The 14,786-nt window shown below is 58.7% G+C and carries 13 protein-coding genes and 1 tRNA gene; 8 read left to right on the plus strand and 6 right to left on the minus strand.

Annotated elements, in window-relative coordinates; genetic code table 11:
• The first annotated feature begins 390 nt into the window (after positions 1-390).
• Positions 391-1,599 (plus strand): Coenzyme F420 hydrogenase/dehydrogenase, beta subunit C-terminal domain, encoded by a 1,209-nt coding sequence (locus tag ACVWZF_RS13555; RefSeq protein ID WP_011432888.1) that lies wholly within the window; start codon positions 391-393, stop codon positions 1,597-1,599.
• Positions 1,600-1,602: 3 nt separating this feature from the next.
• On the opposite strand, the gene ACVWZF_RS13560 is transcribed toward ACVWZF_RS13555, so the two are convergent.
• Positions 1,603-2,799 (minus strand): aspartate aminotransferase, encoded by a 1,197-nt coding sequence (locus ACVWZF_RS13560; protein WP_414415961.1) that lies wholly within the window; start codon positions 2,797-2,799, stop codon positions 1,603-1,605.
• A 166-nt stretch (positions 2,800-2,965) separates the two neighbouring features.
• On the opposite strand from ACVWZF_RS13560, the gene der reads away from it, so the two are divergent.
• The 3 genes from der (at position 2,966) to ACVWZF_RS13575 (ending at position 6,178) form a co-directional block, all read left to right on the plus strand.
• Positions 2,966-4,345, plus strand: coding sequence for a ribosome biogenesis GTPase Der (gene der / locus ACVWZF_RS13565; RefSeq protein ID WP_011432890.1), 1,380 nt, complete (start codon positions 2,966-2,968; stop codon positions 4,343-4,345).
• Positions 4,346-4,368: 23 nt separating this feature from the next.
• The gene (smpB, locus tag ACVWZF_RS13570) at positions 4,369-4,833 is read left to right on the plus strand and encodes an SsrA-binding protein SmpB (protein WP_011432891.1); all 465 of its coding nucleotides are present in this window, start codon (positions 4,369-4,371) and stop codon (positions 4,831-4,833) included.
• A gap of 91 nt (positions 4,834-4,924) precedes the next feature.
• A complete protein-coding gene (locus tag ACVWZF_RS13575; RefSeq protein WP_187147278.1) occupies positions 4,925-6,178 on the plus strand; it encodes a BMP family ABC transporter substrate-binding protein in 1,254 nt (417 codons plus the stop codon).
• Between the two features lie 11 nt (positions 6,179-6,189).
• Here ACVWZF_RS13575 and ACVWZF_RS13580 read toward each other — a convergent pair whose 3' ends face one another.
• The 4 genes from ACVWZF_RS13580 to ACVWZF_RS13595 form a co-directional block, all read right to left on the minus strand.
• Positions 6,190-6,792, minus strand: coding sequence for a glutathione S-transferase family protein (locus ACVWZF_RS13580; protein ID WP_011432893.1), 603 nt, complete (start codon positions 6,790-6,792; stop codon positions 6,190-6,192).
• 98 nt (positions 6,793-6,890) lie between these two features.
• A complete protein-coding gene (locus ACVWZF_RS13585) occupies positions 6,891-8,021 on the minus strand; it encodes an aromatic ring-hydroxylating oxygenase subunit alpha (RefSeq protein WP_041437237.1) in 1,131 nt (376 codons plus the stop codon).
• 237 nt (positions 8,022-8,258) lie between these two features.
• Positions 8,259-9,344: a GTPase Era gene (gene era, locus ACVWZF_RS13590; RefSeq protein WP_011432895.1), complete on the minus strand. Its 1,086-nt coding sequence runs from the start codon at positions 9,342-9,344 to the stop codon at positions 8,259-8,261.
• Between the two features lie 282 nt (positions 9,345-9,626).
• Positions 9,627-11,339 (minus strand): SpoIID/LytB domain-containing protein, encoded by a 1,713-nt coding sequence (locus ACVWZF_RS13595; protein WP_071818155.1) that lies wholly within the window; start codon positions 11,337-11,339, stop codon positions 9,627-9,629.
• A gap of 89 nt (positions 11,340-11,428) precedes the next feature.
• On the opposite strand from ACVWZF_RS13595, the gene ACVWZF_RS13600 reads away from it, so the two are divergent.
• The 3 genes from ACVWZF_RS13600 (at position 11,429) to ACVWZF_RS13610 (ending at position 13,764) form a co-directional block, all read left to right on the plus strand.
• Positions 11,429-11,860: a DUF1818 family protein gene (locus ACVWZF_RS13600; RefSeq protein WP_049749570.1), complete on the plus strand. Its 432-nt coding sequence runs from the start codon at positions 11,429-11,431 to the stop codon at positions 11,858-11,860.
• An 89-nt stretch (positions 11,861-11,949) separates the two neighbouring features.
• Positions 11,950-12,756, plus strand: a complete 807-nt coding sequence (locus ACVWZF_RS13605; protein ID WP_011432898.1) for an FAD binding domain-containing protein — start codon at positions 11,950-11,952, stop codon at positions 12,754-12,756.
• Between the two features lie 573 nt (positions 12,757-13,329).
• Positions 13,330-13,764 (plus strand): type IV pilin protein, encoded by a 435-nt coding sequence (locus tag ACVWZF_RS13610; protein ID WP_049749571.1) that lies wholly within the window; start codon positions 13,330-13,332, stop codon positions 13,762-13,764.
• A 33-nt stretch (positions 13,765-13,797) separates the two neighbouring features.
• On the opposite strand, the gene ACVWZF_RS13615 is transcribed toward ACVWZF_RS13610, so the two are convergent.
• Positions 13,798-13,871 (minus strand) — tRNA-Arg (locus tag ACVWZF_RS13615).
• Positions 13,872-14,072: 201 nt separating this feature from the next.
• Here ACVWZF_RS13615 and ACVWZF_RS13620 point away from each other — a divergent pair.
• A complete protein-coding gene (locus tag ACVWZF_RS13620; RefSeq protein ID WP_011432900.1) occupies positions 14,073-14,507 on the plus strand; it encodes a hypothetical protein in 435 nt (144 codons plus the stop codon).
• Positions 14,508-14,786: the final 279 nt, after the last annotated feature.

Raw genomic sequence — 14,786 nt, forward strand, 5'->3', positions numbered from 1 at the left:
TTGGTTGACCCAGTTCAACGCCTGCACAAAGGCATCCAAGGTCGCGTCCAACTTTGCGGCCTGCGACTGGGACACCTTGAGCTTACAGGAGACGGCCAGGACTTGGGTCATGGTTCTATCGTAACTTCCGCATTCCTCCCGACACTGACCCTACGGGTACAGTGCGGGGCTCCTGCGATTTCTAGCTGAAATTTTGCGCTCCTTTAGCAGGGATCCCTCGAAGTTCTTTGCCGCTATCTGCCGTTTTGGCCGCAAACTGAAGAGAGCACCTTGGTTGCCGTTGCTGCGAACGCCTGAGGTGCCTGTGTCTTTAGATCTCAAAGAAAGCTTAAATAGCAAAGCTCAAAAGATCCATTGGACTCCATTCCGCTTACGCAAACACTAGAAATCATGGGATCCCGTTCACCGCGTCCAGCCCGGCCCATCCGTTCCGGCCGCTATCCGGCCAAAGAGCTGTGCAGCCAGTGCGGCCTTTGCGATACCCGCTACGTGGCCCACGTCAAAGAAGCCTGTGCCTTCTTGAACCAGCAACTGACCCAGTTGGAAGAACAGACCCACGGGCGATCCCGGGAATCGCTGCGCTCAGGATCCCTCGCCGTCACTGATACCGATTACTTCGGTGTCTACGAGGCGATGTACACAGCCCGCAAGCGGGATCCGATCCCGGGGGCCCAGTGGACGGGCATTGTCAGCAGCATTGGCATGAAGGCCCTCACCACTGGCTTGGTGGAAGGGGTGGTGTGCGTGCAGGCGGATGAGCGGGATCGCTTTCAGCCACGGCCCATCCTGGCCCGTACCCCCGAAGCGGTCTGGGCGGCGCGAGTTAACAAGCCAACTCTTTCTCCCAACTTGTCTGTGTTGGAGCAGGTGGAGCAAAGCGGCCTCAAGCGCCTATTGGTGATCGGGGTGGGCTGCCAAATTCAGGCTTTGCGGGCGGTGGAAAAAAAACTGGGCCTGGAGAAGCTGTACGTGTTGGGCACGCCCTGTGTGGACAATGTCAGCCGTGCCGGGCTGCAAAAGTTTCTAGAAACCACCAGCCGCTCCCCACAGACGGTGGTGCACTACGAGTTTATGCAAGACTTCCACATCCACTTCAAACACGAAGATGGCTCGGTGGAAAAGGTGCCCTTCTTCGGCCTCAAGACCAAAGAACTCAAGGACGTGTTTGCCCCCTCCTGCCTCAGTTGTTTTGACTATGTGAATGCTCTGGCAGATCTGGTGGTGGGCTACATGGGATCCCCCTTGGGCTGGCAATGGCTGCTGGTGCGCAATCAGCGGGGGCAAGAGCTGTTGGACTTAGTCTGGGAGGAGCTGGAAACCCAACCGGTGATCTCGCAGGGATCCCGGAGGGCGGCAGTGCAGCAGGGGATCCCTGCCTACGACCAAGCCCTGAGTTTGCCAATGTGGCTGGCTCGCCTCTTGGGGGCGGCAATCCAGCGCTTTGGGCCGCGCGGCCTGGAATATGCCCGCTTCTCCATCGATTCCCACTTCACCCGCAACTACCTCTACGTGCGCCGCCACTATCCCCAGAAGTTGGAGCAGCACGTGCCCCCCTTTGCCCGGCGGATTGTGGAGCAGTACCAACTCCCGCAAGACTGAGGCTCAGCAGTAGCGGATCCCGGCTTCCGCCCAGCGATCGATAGCCTGACCTATGCGCTCGCAATCGGCAATTAGGCTAATCCGCACGTAGCCCTCTCCTCCCTCTCCAAAAGCGCTGCCGGGGGTTACGACCACGCCTGTAGATTCCAGCACCCGCAGGGCAAACTCCGTCGATCCCTCAGGGGTGCCGTCGGCAGCGCGGGGGGTAGGGATCCAGAGATACATCGTCGCCCGTGGCGGCTCGATCCGCCAGCCTAACTCCGCTAGGCGGCCGATCAGATAGTCGCGCCGGCGGCGGTAGCGCTCTTGTACCTGCTCCAGGTAGCTATCCGGCAGGCGCAGGGCAGTTTCGGCGGCCTTTTGGATGGCGGCAAAAATGCCGTAGTCGAGATTGGTTTTCAGGGTGCGCAAGCTCTGGATGATCTGGCGATTGCCCACCACAAATCCCACCCGCCAGCCGGCCATGTTGTAGGTTTTGGAGAGGGTGTGGAACTCCACTGCCAAGTCCTTGGCCCCTGGGATCTGCAGCAAGCTGGTGGGCCGGTAGCCATCAAAAGCCAACTCGGCATAGCACAGGTCGTGCACCAGGATGAGATCGTAGCGGCGGGCAAACTCCACCACCTCCTCAAAAAAAGAGCGGGGCGCAACTGCCGCCGTCGGGTTGTTGGGGTAGTTAAAGTAGAGCACCCGCGCTTGCTGGGCCACTTCCGGCGGTATTTCTTGCAGATCGATCAACCACCCCTTCTGCGGGCGCAGCATCATCGGGTAGATCTGCCCGCCGGCAATCATGGGGCCGCGAAAATGGGCTGGATAGGCAGGGCTGGGCACCAACACCAGATCTCCGGGATCCACATAGGCCAGAGCCAGGTGGGTCAGCCCCTCTTTGGATCCCAGCAAAGGCAGCGCCTCTCCATTGGGATCCAGCTCCACCCCGTAGCGACGCCAGTACCAATCCGTGATCGCCTGGCGGAAGCTGGCCGTGCCCTCAAAGGGCGGGTAGCCGTGGTGGGCGGGATCCGCAATGGCCGCCTGCGCCGCCTCCACCACCGGCTGTGGGGTGGGGCCATCGGGGTTGCCCATGCCCAGATCGATCAAATCCAACCCCTGCTGGCGGGCGCGGGCCTTCAGCTCATCCAAGCGGGCGAAGACATAGGCGGGCAGCTTGTTCAGCCGCTGGGCGGGAACGAGAGCGCGGTTCATGGCAAGAATGGGGAAGGGGCACAGCCGGTGCCTGATGGGAGGATAGGTACCTAACTTACCGCCAGACCTGCATCCAAAGCAATGATCGAGATTGGCGGCTTTGGGCATCCGGGATCCGGAACGGCTAGGATAGATATCCCATCTCAAGTTATCGACGAGCCGAACAGTGCCCCTACCTCTTGTGGCCATTGTGGGCCGCCCCAACGTGGGCAAATCCACCCTCGTCAACCGCATGGCGGGGGTGCGTTCGGCCATTGTGCATGATGAGCCTGGGGTGACCCGGGATCGTCTGTACCAGGAGGTGGAATGGAACGGGCGCCGCTTGCGGGTGGTGGACACCGGCGGCCTGGTTTTTGGGGATGACAGCGAATTTTTACCCCACATTCGCCAGCAAGCAATGGCAGCCATGGCCGAGGCGCAGGCCGTGATCTTCGTGGTGGATGGCCGAGAGGGACTGACACCCGCCGATGTAGAAGTGGCCGATTGGCTGCGCAAACAACCCCTGCCGGTGGTGGTGGCCGTAAACAAGTGCGAGTCGGGGCAAATGGGCCTGGCTCAGGCAGCAGCCTTTTGGGAGCTGGGGCTGGGGGATCCGATCCCCTGTTCCGGCATTCATGGCAATGGGGTAGCCGAGCTGTTGGAGGCGGTGCTGGCTCACTTGCCCGAAGTGACCGCAGAAGCCGCAGGCGAGCCAGATCCCATCGCCGTCTCGATTGTGGGACGGCCCAACGTCGGCAAATCCAGCTTGCTCAACCGCCTGGTAGGATCCGAGCGGGCCATCGTCAGCCCCATTTCCGGCACCACCCGCGATGCCATCGACACCGTGGTCACCTGGGAAGGGCAGCCCTATCGCCTCATCGATACCGCCGGCATCCGCAAAAAAAACCGCGTGCAGTACGGCATTGAGTTCTTCAGCATCAACCGGGCCTTCAAGGCCATCCAGCGCTCGGATGCAGTGCTGCTGGTGATCGATGCTTTGGAGGGGGTTACCGAACAGGACCAGAGGCTGGCCGGGCGCATCGAAGAAGAGGGCCGCGCCTGCGTTGTCGTCGTCAACAAGTGGGATGCAGTAGAAAACAAAGATACCCACACCATCAACGAGTTCACCCGCGAGATTCGCGACAGGCTTTACTTTATTGAATGGGCGCCGCTCCTGTTTGTCAGCGCCCTCACTGGGCAACGCACCCACAAAATCTTTGAGCAGGTGAATACCGTGGTGGCCGCCCACCGCAAACGGGTTCCCACCGCTGTGGTCAACGAAGTGCTCCAGGATGCTCTTGCCTGGCAATCGCCCCCCACCAACCGCCAGGGCAAGCAGGGCAGAATTTACTACGGCACCCAGGTGGCGGATCGGCCCCCCACCTTTGTTCTGTTTGTCAACGATCCCGATTTGTTTAAGGATAACTACCGCCGCTTCCTGGAAAAGCACTTCCGGCAAAACCTGGACTTTACCGGTACCCCCATTCGCTTTCTCTGGCGCGGCAAATCCGAGCGCTTGGTTGGGCGGGCGGTGCGAAAATTGGAGAGATCCCTGACCTCTCGTTAGGCCCTCTGGTCTACTGAAAGCCTATGGCTGTGGATCCCAACGTCAAAACCCTGGTTGACAACCGTCGCGCCCGCTTCGAGTACGACATCTTGGAGACCTATGAGGCCGGGATCCAACTGACCGGCACAGAGGTGAAATCGATACGAGCGGGCAAAGCCAACCTGCAAGACGCTTTTGCCCTCTTTCGGGATGGGGAAGCATGGCTGCACAATCTGCACATCTCCCCCCATGACACCGCCAGCAAAGTGTTTAACCACGACCCTACCCGCCGCCGCAAGTTGCTGCTGCACCGCCGCGAGATCGACCGCCTACGGGGCTTGGTGGAACAAAAGGGCCTGACCGTGGTTCCCCTCAAGCTGGTGCTCAACCGCGGCTGGATCAAAGCCCATCTGGGCGTGGCCCGCGGCAAAAAGCTCCACGACAAGCGGCAGGCAATCAAAGAGCGGCAAACCCAGCGGGAGATTCAGCGGGAACTGAAGGAACGATAAATTTCTCCCTGAGCCCCTGCTGGCTTCCACGTCGTTTGCCAAGCGCCTTTTTGTATTCTCAGATACAGCGATCTGCAGCGGGATCCCGATGATGGATGTAGTCTTCCGGCTTTGGATCCCTGTTCTGTTGGAGCTGCCTGTGAACTGGAATCTTACCCGCGCTTTTTCTCCCTCGAGAGGCTGGGCTATTGGCCTGGCAGTCGCCGCTCTACTGGGATCCACCCCCACAACAGCGCAAGAGACCTTCAAAGTGGGCATGGTGCTGGTGGGGCCGATGCAGGATGGCGGCTGGAGCCAGGCGCATGTGGAGGGCAGCGAATACGTCAAGGCCAAGTTGCCCGGTGTCGAGTTTGATTACCTGGATAAGGTGAACCCGGCGGATCGGCCCAATGTGCGCGCCTCCCAGGTGGCGGATGACATGATCGCCCGAGGTGCGAAGGTTATCATCTTTACTTCCGATGACCACAAAGACGATGCGATTGAAACGGCCCGCAAGCATCCTGAGATCGCAGTTATCCATGCTTCTGGGGACATGGCCTGGAAGGAAGGGAAAAATTACATCGATCTGCCCAACTTGGCCAACATCATGCCCCAGATGGAAGCGATGCGCATGGTGGCCGGATGTGCCGCGGCTCTGGGATCCGAAACCGGCAAAATTGGCCTGTTGGGGCCTCTGATCAACGACGAAACCCGCCGTTACGCTGCTGCCGCCTACTTGGGAGCCAAATACTGCTGGGAAACTTACCGAGATCGTCCTGAAGAGTTGCAGTTCCGGGTGACCTGGATTGGCTTCTGGTTCAACATTCCAGGGGTTACTTTGGATCCAAGCAAGGTTGCCGATGACTTTTACAACAGCGGCTTTGATGTGGTGATGTCGGGGTTGGATACGCCGGAGGCGGCGGTACAAGGCAAGCGGGCTGCTGAGGTCGGAAAGCGAGTGCGCTACACCCACTACGGCCTGGCCAGCGGTTGTAACTTTGCGCCCGAAATTTGCCTGGGGGTTTCCTACTACAACTGGGGGCCTGGCTACAAGCAATTGATCGAGGCGGCTCGCGCGGGCACCTTCGAGAGCCAATTCCTGCGTCCGCCCATCGACTGGTCAGACATCAACAACCCGGACACGTCTTCGGCGGGGTTCATCATGGGAGAAGCCCTGGAGCCAGAAGATAGGGCTAAGTTGGAGGAGTTCATCGCCGGCTTGGGGAATGGCAGCATTCAGCTCTTCAAGGGGCCGCTCAACTTCCAAGATGGCACGCCCTTCTTGGCTGAGGGGGAAGTGGCCAGCGAGGTCGAGATTTGGTATCTGGGCCAGTTGCTGCAGGGCATGGAGGGAGCCAGCAATTAGCGGAAGGCGTTCTAGGCTCCGGGGAGGGGGAAGAAGCGGTCGGTGGCTTTCACCCGCTGACACCAGGCTCGGATCTGAGGAAAGGGCTTGAGGTCAAACCCGCCCTGCTCCGCCACATGGGTGTAGGTGAAAAGGGCGAGATCGGCGATGGTGTAGCGGTTGCCCACAAAAAATGCTTTCCCCTGCAGGTGGCCTTCCATGATCTCCAAGGCCTCTGTTCCAGATTTCAAGTTCTGGGCGATCACGTCAGCATGGGCCTCTGCTTGGCCGGCCCGCACCCAGAAGCGAGTGGTGGCGATGTAGCGGGCAATGCGGGTTTGTTCAAAAAGCAACCACTTCAAAATCTCGGCCCGTTCCAACTTGTTTTGGCCGTAGAGGGGGGTGTCTTCTGCCAGGTAGACCAAGATCGCGGCGGACTCGGCCAAGACCGTTCCATCTTCCAGTTCCAAAGCCGGGATCTGGCCCAGGGGGTTCTTGGCCAGGTACTCGGGGCGGCGGTTTTCTCCGGCCCTGGAGTTGACTTCAACCGTCTCATAGGGGATCCCCAATTGCTTGAGGAGCAATTCCACTTTGTAGCAATTTCCGGAGGTTGGGATCCCGTACAGTCGCAACATTGTGGTTAACCTCAGCCCAAAGCACCTTACAAAGAACTTCGTCCTAACAACGCCAACGGCAACCCAATCAACAAAAACCCTCTGTCCCTAACACTTTTTTAGCAGCTTTGTTCTTCCAACTCCTGCATCTGCCGGCGGTATTCCCGCCCAAAGGCTTGCAGCAACCCTTCTGCATGGGAAAGAGGCCCTGCTTCATAGGCACGGGATCCCACCCCTTGCTGGGTGAGCTCGCACAGGTGCCAATCCTGTCGATTGGTGCGATCCCACAATTCCACCACCTCGCTGGGATCAAAACCATCCAGCGCCAAGGTCTCCGGCTCAAACAGCCAATCGCAGACAACCCGCGTCCGGTCGGATCCCTGCGGCCACAGGGTGTGGGTCATGACATAGTCCGGCTGCAGGCTCAAGAATAGATTGGGCATAAGGGTGTAGTAGTAGGCCCGCCGTTGGTTTTCTCCGCGCACGGTGGAGATCAGGGGCAAGCTGCGTTGGCCACTCATGTTTAGGCTGGTCACATCTGGGTTGAGCAACATGTAGCCGCCCAAAAAGGGGCCTTCCATCAGGTCGTTGCGACCGCTGCGAGCCGGCGAAAGACGGGCCAATTCCGGGTGAATGAGGGGGCAGTGGTAGCACTCAGAGTAGTTTTCAAACAGCAATTTCCAGTTGGCCTGAACGTTGTATTCAATACGATGACCTCGCCGCAGAGCGGACAGGTTCCACTCTCGGAAACGACCTTGCAATGGGGCAAAAACCTCATCGAAGGGCTGAGGATTGCGGCTGAGGTTGACCCAGACGAAGCCTTCCCATTCTGCCAAGGCAGCGGAGTGGAGGGGATAATCTTCACGGCGAAAGTCTTCCACCTCGTGCATCTGGGGAGCCGCCAACAATTGTCCATCCAGCCCATAGCGCCAGGCGTGGTAGGGGCAAGGGATCCCATCGGCAAAATGGCCTTGGAGCTCGCTGCAGAGTCGGGTTCCTCGATGGCGACAGTGGTTGAAGAAGGCATGGGCTTGCCCCTTGGGATCCCGTACCAGGATCAGGCTTTCTCTGAGCACCTGCACCTGCAAAAAGTCTCCGGGTTGGGCCAGATCGGCACTGCGCCCCACGCAGAACCACTGCCGATAAAAAATCCGCTCAATCTCCGCCTCAAAGCGGCTGGAGGAGACGTAGTAGTGGCCCGGCAGGGTGCGGGCGCCCGGTTGAACCGTAGCGGGATAGAAAGCGGTCATGGGGCAAAGCAGCGATAAGAAAAACTGCTGTGGGACTCCAGAGGCTTTGCTATCCAAGCTAACGCAGGGATCCCATCCGGCATCTATTCCAAGCAGATCCAAGGCATTTTTAAGGCATTTTTGAAGCATTCCCCCCAAGCACGCCGTGCTGCTCGCGCAAATACCCCAGTCTCCTACCCACAAGGGGAGAGGGGGGCATAAGAACTCCGTCCTGCTGACGCAAATGGCTTCTTTCCGCTAGGGGGGCGTAGCGCTGTAGCCCAAGTCGCGCAGAAGGTGCTCAGAGCGCCGCCAGTGGGGCCGCACCTTGACAAACAGCTCCAGGTACACCTTGCCCAGGATCAGCTTTTGAATCTGCAGGCGGGCTGCCTGGCCGATCCGCTTGAGCCTTTCCCCCCCTTTGCCGATGAGGATCCCCTTTTGCGAGTCCCGCTCTACATAGAGGGTGGCCAAGATGCGGGTGACGTTGGGGGTTTCTTCCACCTGGTCGATGGTCACGGCCACGGAATGGGGCACTTCCTCGCGGGTCTGCAGCAGCACCTGTTCTCGGATCAGCTCCGCCATGATGAACCGCTCCGGCTGATCCGTCACCAGATCCGGCGGGTAGTAGTAGGGGCCGGTGGGCAGCAGATCGATGGTGGCTTGGATCAGGGGTGTCAAACTGCTGGGATCCAAGGCAGACACCCAAACGACAGGAGCGCCGGGGCGCAGGGCTTGGTAGCTCTCTTGGTGAGCTTGGCGCACGGCAGCATCCCGAGGAAGCAGATCCGCTTTGTTGCAGACGATCAGGCAGGGGGAAGCAGCAGGGATCCGCTCGGCAATAAAAGCATCCCCGCGTCCTGCCGGCACCGATCCATCCACCACGAAGAGGATCACGTCCACAGCGGCAATGGCTGCCTGGGCGTTGTGTACCAAGATTTCCCCCAGGCGGTGGTGGGGTTTGTGGATGCCAGGGGTATCCACCCAGATGATCTGGGCTTGGGGTAGGGAGAGGATCCCCTGCAGGCGGTTGCGGGTGGTCTGGGCCACGGGAGAAGTGATGGCGACCTTTTGTCCCACCAGGGCATTGAGCAGGGTGGATTTGCCCACATTGGGCCGCCCGATCAGCGCTGCAAATCCCGACTTGAACCCCGGCGGGGCAACCGGGATCGCAGACAGTTCCCCACTGCTGACACGACCGGGCGCCGATTCCCCTTCTGCTGCAGCAGCGGAGGACTCTGTCCCGCCGTCGCCAATGGATCCCTGTCCCTCAGGGGAGGGATCCCTCCCGTCTAAAGGAGAATGGGGATGTCCGGCGCTCTGCTCTCGTAGCTCTTGTGACATACTCCCATCGCTGACCCTACGGGTACAGCGTGGGCTTCTCGCTTCATCGGGGAGCCTACGCAAGAACCCTCCACGAGCAGACACGGAATGCCCTACCGCGTAGTTGCACCAGATTCCGGCAAAAGCCGTTTTGTGCAACTACTCCCATCATACACCATGTGGGGGTATCTGTATCCCGACACTGACTCTACGAGTACAGTGCGGGGCTTAGCTACCCCCACACCCCGACAAGCTAAAGGCTCTGTCCCGCTGTCGCGAACGGCCATAACTTTCACCCAACCTCTAGCGGATAGAGTAGGCTGCTGAGGCGGCAGGCAACTGCAAGGATAGGGATCCCAGCGGGGCCAAGGTGGTGCCGGGGTAGTAGAAAGCGAGGATTTGTGCCGCGTTAAACCCCTGCCGAGCCAGGGTATAGGAGCCATACTGGCTCAGGCCCACCCCATGGCCAAAGCCGCCACCGATGAAGCGATAGCCTGCCAATCGCTCCCCTTGTTTCAGAGGCTCTATCCGAAACAGGGTGCTGTACAGGCGAGGAAAAGCCAAGCGTACCTGATCCTTGCGCAAAAGAATCGAGCGGATCCCTTCTGCCGTCTGCAAGTCCAATTGCATCACCTGCACCCGGCCACTGGCGGAGCGCTCCAGGATCTGCATCCCCGCGATGCTGCTCCAGGTGGGCATCGGGATCCCTAGGTAGTCTTGGCCGGCCCGCAACTGGGTGTTCAGCTCCTCCAAAGATAGGGAGAACTCCCAGCGGAATAGGCGGGATACTCCTGCTTCGTTGAAGCCCTCTCGCTGGGCCAAAAACGCCTGGAAGCTGCTCTCCTGCCGCAAATCCAGGGGCTTACCCGGTTGATGGCGCTCCTCGCCCTGCGGAGCACGATGGGCAATATCCGCTTGCGGGCGTAGGTAGGGGCGCGGATCCCCGTCCCAAACATCTTCAAAGGCCGCCGAGATGCCGCCATTGGTAGAGGAATAGACAGCATCCACCAGCTCGCCATTGTAGGTGAGCACCAGGCCACTGGTTTGGCGAATGGCCTCGTCAGCCCGCGGGTGGGTTCCGGTCAATCCCTTGTAAACCTGGCAGTGGGTATTGGCGCAGAGCTGATAATCGTCAACCTGAAAGCGGTGGAGGTTCTTGAGGGCGTAGGTGCGCGCCAAAATCGCCTGGGCAGCCATGGCGGCAAAGGGAGCCCCTGGCCCCACCTCGTGGGGAACTACCCCCCGCAAATAGGTTTCCAGAGGCACGGCATTGACCACAGTGTAGCTGCCGTAGGCATTGGGCTGAAAGGTGATGGATCCGGCATAGTAGTGGTCGTTTACCCGTAGATAGCCGGCATCGGAGGTCACCCTGAGGCGGGTGCGGTGGTAGCGAAAGTGTTCATGAACCCAGCTTAGCTCCGCCCGTTCGCGTCGCTCCTGCACCTCGAGCCGCACATGGGGGATCCCTTCCTTCTGGGCATACTGCTGAATCTGGATCAGTTGTTGCGGGGTGTAGGCGCGGTTGGCCCACACCTGCCATTCTTGCGGCTGGGCGATCTCGGTGCTGATGCCCAGAGACTGCCAATGGTTGGCGTTGGCCTCGGCACTCTCAAAACTTTTGTGGCTGCTGAGGATTAGACGGTATACGGTTTCCGGGGTGGTCAGGGCGCGATTGACAATGCCGATGCTGACCCGAGGCGTTCGCTGGGTCTGGGTGCTGCCGTCTGCTTGAGGGAATTCCAGGGTGAGAAGGGATCCCGTCGGCGCCGCCAGCTCCACTTGATCCGTCTCAGAACGGCCAAAGCGTTGCACAATGCCTATGTGCAGGATTGGGTTTTCGGGGGTGGCCGCCGTGGCCAAGGTCTCTTCACGAACTCCGGTTGCGTCGGCGGCATGGAGCGCCAAGGCCGTCAGCAACAGGCCCAAGCCGGAAATGAGGGTGCTCTGTTTGCGCCAGCGGGACGGAGCCCCTAAAAACCGACGGGGTTTGGCAGTGAGAGCCTGACAACTGGCCATGGCCGCTTTATCCTAAAACACACCCTGTCGATTTTACCCCCATCTTTTTTGGCCTACCTGCAGTGGTCGCGTTAGCGGTGCGGAGCACCATGGATGCTTTTCCTCGCCTGTCTGTTCCCGACGACGGGTTCCCAATCGCCACGGCGGGACGCCGCCCCTCTTTGCACAAGGGATCCGGCTGGAGGCTGGGCTGGGATCCCACCCGTTCCCCTTTTGTTGCCCTGGTGGGGGGAGAAACCTGGGCGCTGGAGCTCACTCAGGAGGAGTGGCAAGCGTTTGTGCAGGGGGTGCAGCGCCTGCAGCAGGATATGGAGGCCATCGCCTCCCAACTGATGGCGGAGGAGAGCATTACGCTGGAGCAGACTTTCCCTGCTTTGACGTTGATTGCCAGCGGCAGCGCCACCGCCTGGGGCCTCTACGTGCAATTGCATCAAGGCCGGCGCGGAGAAGGTTTTTGGCCTGCTGATGTTGTCCCTGAGCTGTGCCAGGCCCTCGCCCAATGCTTTCAGGAAGCTCTCTAGCCCCCTGAAGCCTGCAGTCTGGATCCCTGCCCAGGGTTTTTGGGGCGAAGCTACAACCCCTTGATTCCCTTCAGCGCCTGAGAGAACCGATGGATCTGCACCATCTGCACACTTACATTCGTCCCCAACAGCTTGAGGACTTGACCGCCTGGGATCCCGGCTGGAACTGGCTGGCCGGGGGGACTTGGCTCTTCTCCCAGCCGCAACCCCACCTGCGGGGACTGGTCGATTTGCATCCTCTGGACTGGAACGAGCTGGAAATCAGTGCAGAAGGGTTAAAACTGGGGGCAACCTGTACCTTCCAGCAACTGTTGCAATACGATTGGCCACCCCATTGGCCAGGGATCCGCGCCCTGTGCGAGGGAATGGCGTCTTTGGCCTCTTTTAAGGTGGCCCACTTGGCAACGATAGGGGGAAATCTCTGCCTGGCCCTGAGTGTCGGTGTCGTAGCACCCGTGTTGATCGCCCTTGAGGCCACCTACACGCTGATCGATCTGCAGGGATCCCTGCGCCACATCCCCGCTCAGGACTTTCAAACCGGCCCCCAACAAACTCTGCTGCAGCCGGGGGAAGCCTTGCGATCCATCTGGATCCCGGCCCAACGGCTGCGCGGCCCCAGCACCTTTCAGCGGCTCGGCATCACCCAAACGGATCCCGCCTTGGTGATCGTCGCTGGATCCCGCGATCCCGACTCAGGCGATTATCGCTTCGGGCTCAATGCCGCCCTTTCACCCCCACAACTGGTGCGGCTGGGATCCCGGCCCAATCCAGAACACCTTCCCCAACTTTTGGCAGAGCAAGCCCACGGCTGGATCGCGGATTTTCGGGCCAGCGCCCTTTACCGCCAACGCATGAGTGAGGTATTGATTCGCCGCTGTATAGACATCTTGGGCTAATCGGGGTATTGCCCCATCCCAACAGGGGGCTGAGAACGACGTACTCATCCTGCCAAAGCTCCCGCCGCTCTGAAAGTAAAGGTTTTAGGCGTGGGTCAGTGCCCCAGTTTGAATCGAAATGACCATAAGTCTGACATTCCCGTCCATAGGATTGAGATAGCCACAGGCAAAAATTCATCTGTTGCTGTTCCAAAAATGGGTAACACATAAAAGTTTGGGGCAGTAGCAACTGGCAGTGTCACCCCATAGACAGCCGCGAAAACAGTTCACAGTGAACTCAGATTTATCTGGCCTTAAAACTTGAAGCCAGTTTACAAAAAATTTACCTACAGTTGATATCCAGTGGGGTTTTGGATTCAGGAGTTCGCGTGATTTGACAGGGAAAGTTTTGGATCCGCAAAGGGTAACCTGAAACCAAGGAAAGGCTGGAATACTGGGGCAAGCTCCTTTGGGTTTAGCTAAGTGCCTGATTTCTCCCGAAGCGGGACTGGAACTGCTATGAGTCGGTTTTCCCCTCATGAAGTGTATCTCCGGAGAATCCTCTTTCGTCTGGCCACTGCGGCTCCTCGTGGCATGACATTGATCGAGTTGCTGGTGGTCATCGTGATTGTCGGTACTCTCTGCGCGGTGGCCATTCCCAACCTGCTCAACCACATTCGCCGCTCCAGAGTTGCTGAAGCCCAAACAGCTTTGGCGACCATTGGCCGTGCTTCGGAAATCTTCCGCATGGACTTTACGGTTTATCCCTCCGGCTACGCCGATATTGAATTCGGAGGGATCCACGGGGATCGTTATCTGCAAGATCCCTGGCAAGCCTACAACTACCGTCTTCCCGAAGTTGTTCCTCCCACACCTGGCCCAAGCGGCATTCGTTGGATGACGGAGTCTCACACCTACACAGCTGCTGGTGGGAATCCCCTGCGCTGTGACATCGGCCTCGGGGATCGCCAGCAAGAGGTTCTGGTCTCTGGCTACGACCTGCACAACTCCTGCAACCTTTATCATTGACTTGCCTGGGCGAGATTTGGCGGCTTGAGGAGACGGGACTGGGCGGACTTGAACCGCCGACCTAGCGCTTAGGAGGCGCTTGCTCTATCCATCTGAGCTACAGCCCCTTGTCGAACATCCTACTGCTCTTAGCCCCCATCTCAGATTACAGCCCTTTTGCAGATGAGGTGATACCCGACCAGTTCTCATCATGACCCAACTGGGTCTGGCGTTATCGGTTGTGTTGTTGACATTGACCTGCTAGACATCTTCTGTGATGCTAAGAGGTGTTAAGCTAAGGACTTGGATCCCAAACCGAGGTCAGCCCTATGGAATCCCTTTCTGATCCCTTCGTCAATCCCCCCATTTACTCTGCCATCGCCTTATTCAGCTTTTTTGCTGTTATCTTTGGCATCATTTTCAAGGACAATTTGGAATACCAGGTGGCCCTTTGGCAGCTCAACCGGGATAGCCAAGCGCAAATTCGCTACCGCACTCCTGGGGTGATCCTCACCTACAGTCTCTGCTGCCTGTTTACCTCTGGGTTTGTGGCCGCGTGTCTGAACGTGTTTGGCCTGTCTATGGCCTTGGCCGCCTGCGTCGGTGGGATCCTAGTGTTGAGCACGGCAGGCTTGGTGTGGTGGCAGTTGGGATCCCTGATGGCTCTGTTGGCTGCCGGTGGATCCCAGGCCATCGATATTGACTCTTACGGAGCAGGGGCCATTTTGGATTCTGAGGCGGCAGCACCCCCCGAGGGAGAATAGGATCTTGGAGTAGTCTTACCCCATGCCCTGGTCTAGCTGGATCAGCTGGATCCAGAAGAGCGTGCCTACAGAGTAGAGAAAGCTTAAGAAGTTTCTGGCCAACTTGTTAAAACGAGAGAACAAGTGCCAGCTCAGCTTTTGAAAAACGCCTCTTTCTGTAAAAAATTACAAATCATAGTCATTCCAAACTAGGTTGTGTTGATCTTTCATTTGAGCCAAAAGAGAGCACTGACGAGATAGAGAAAACTCAAGAAGTTCCTGGCCAATTTGTCAAAACGA

The sequence above is a fragment of the Thermostichus sp. OS-CIW-30 genome, from assembly GCF_054060215.1.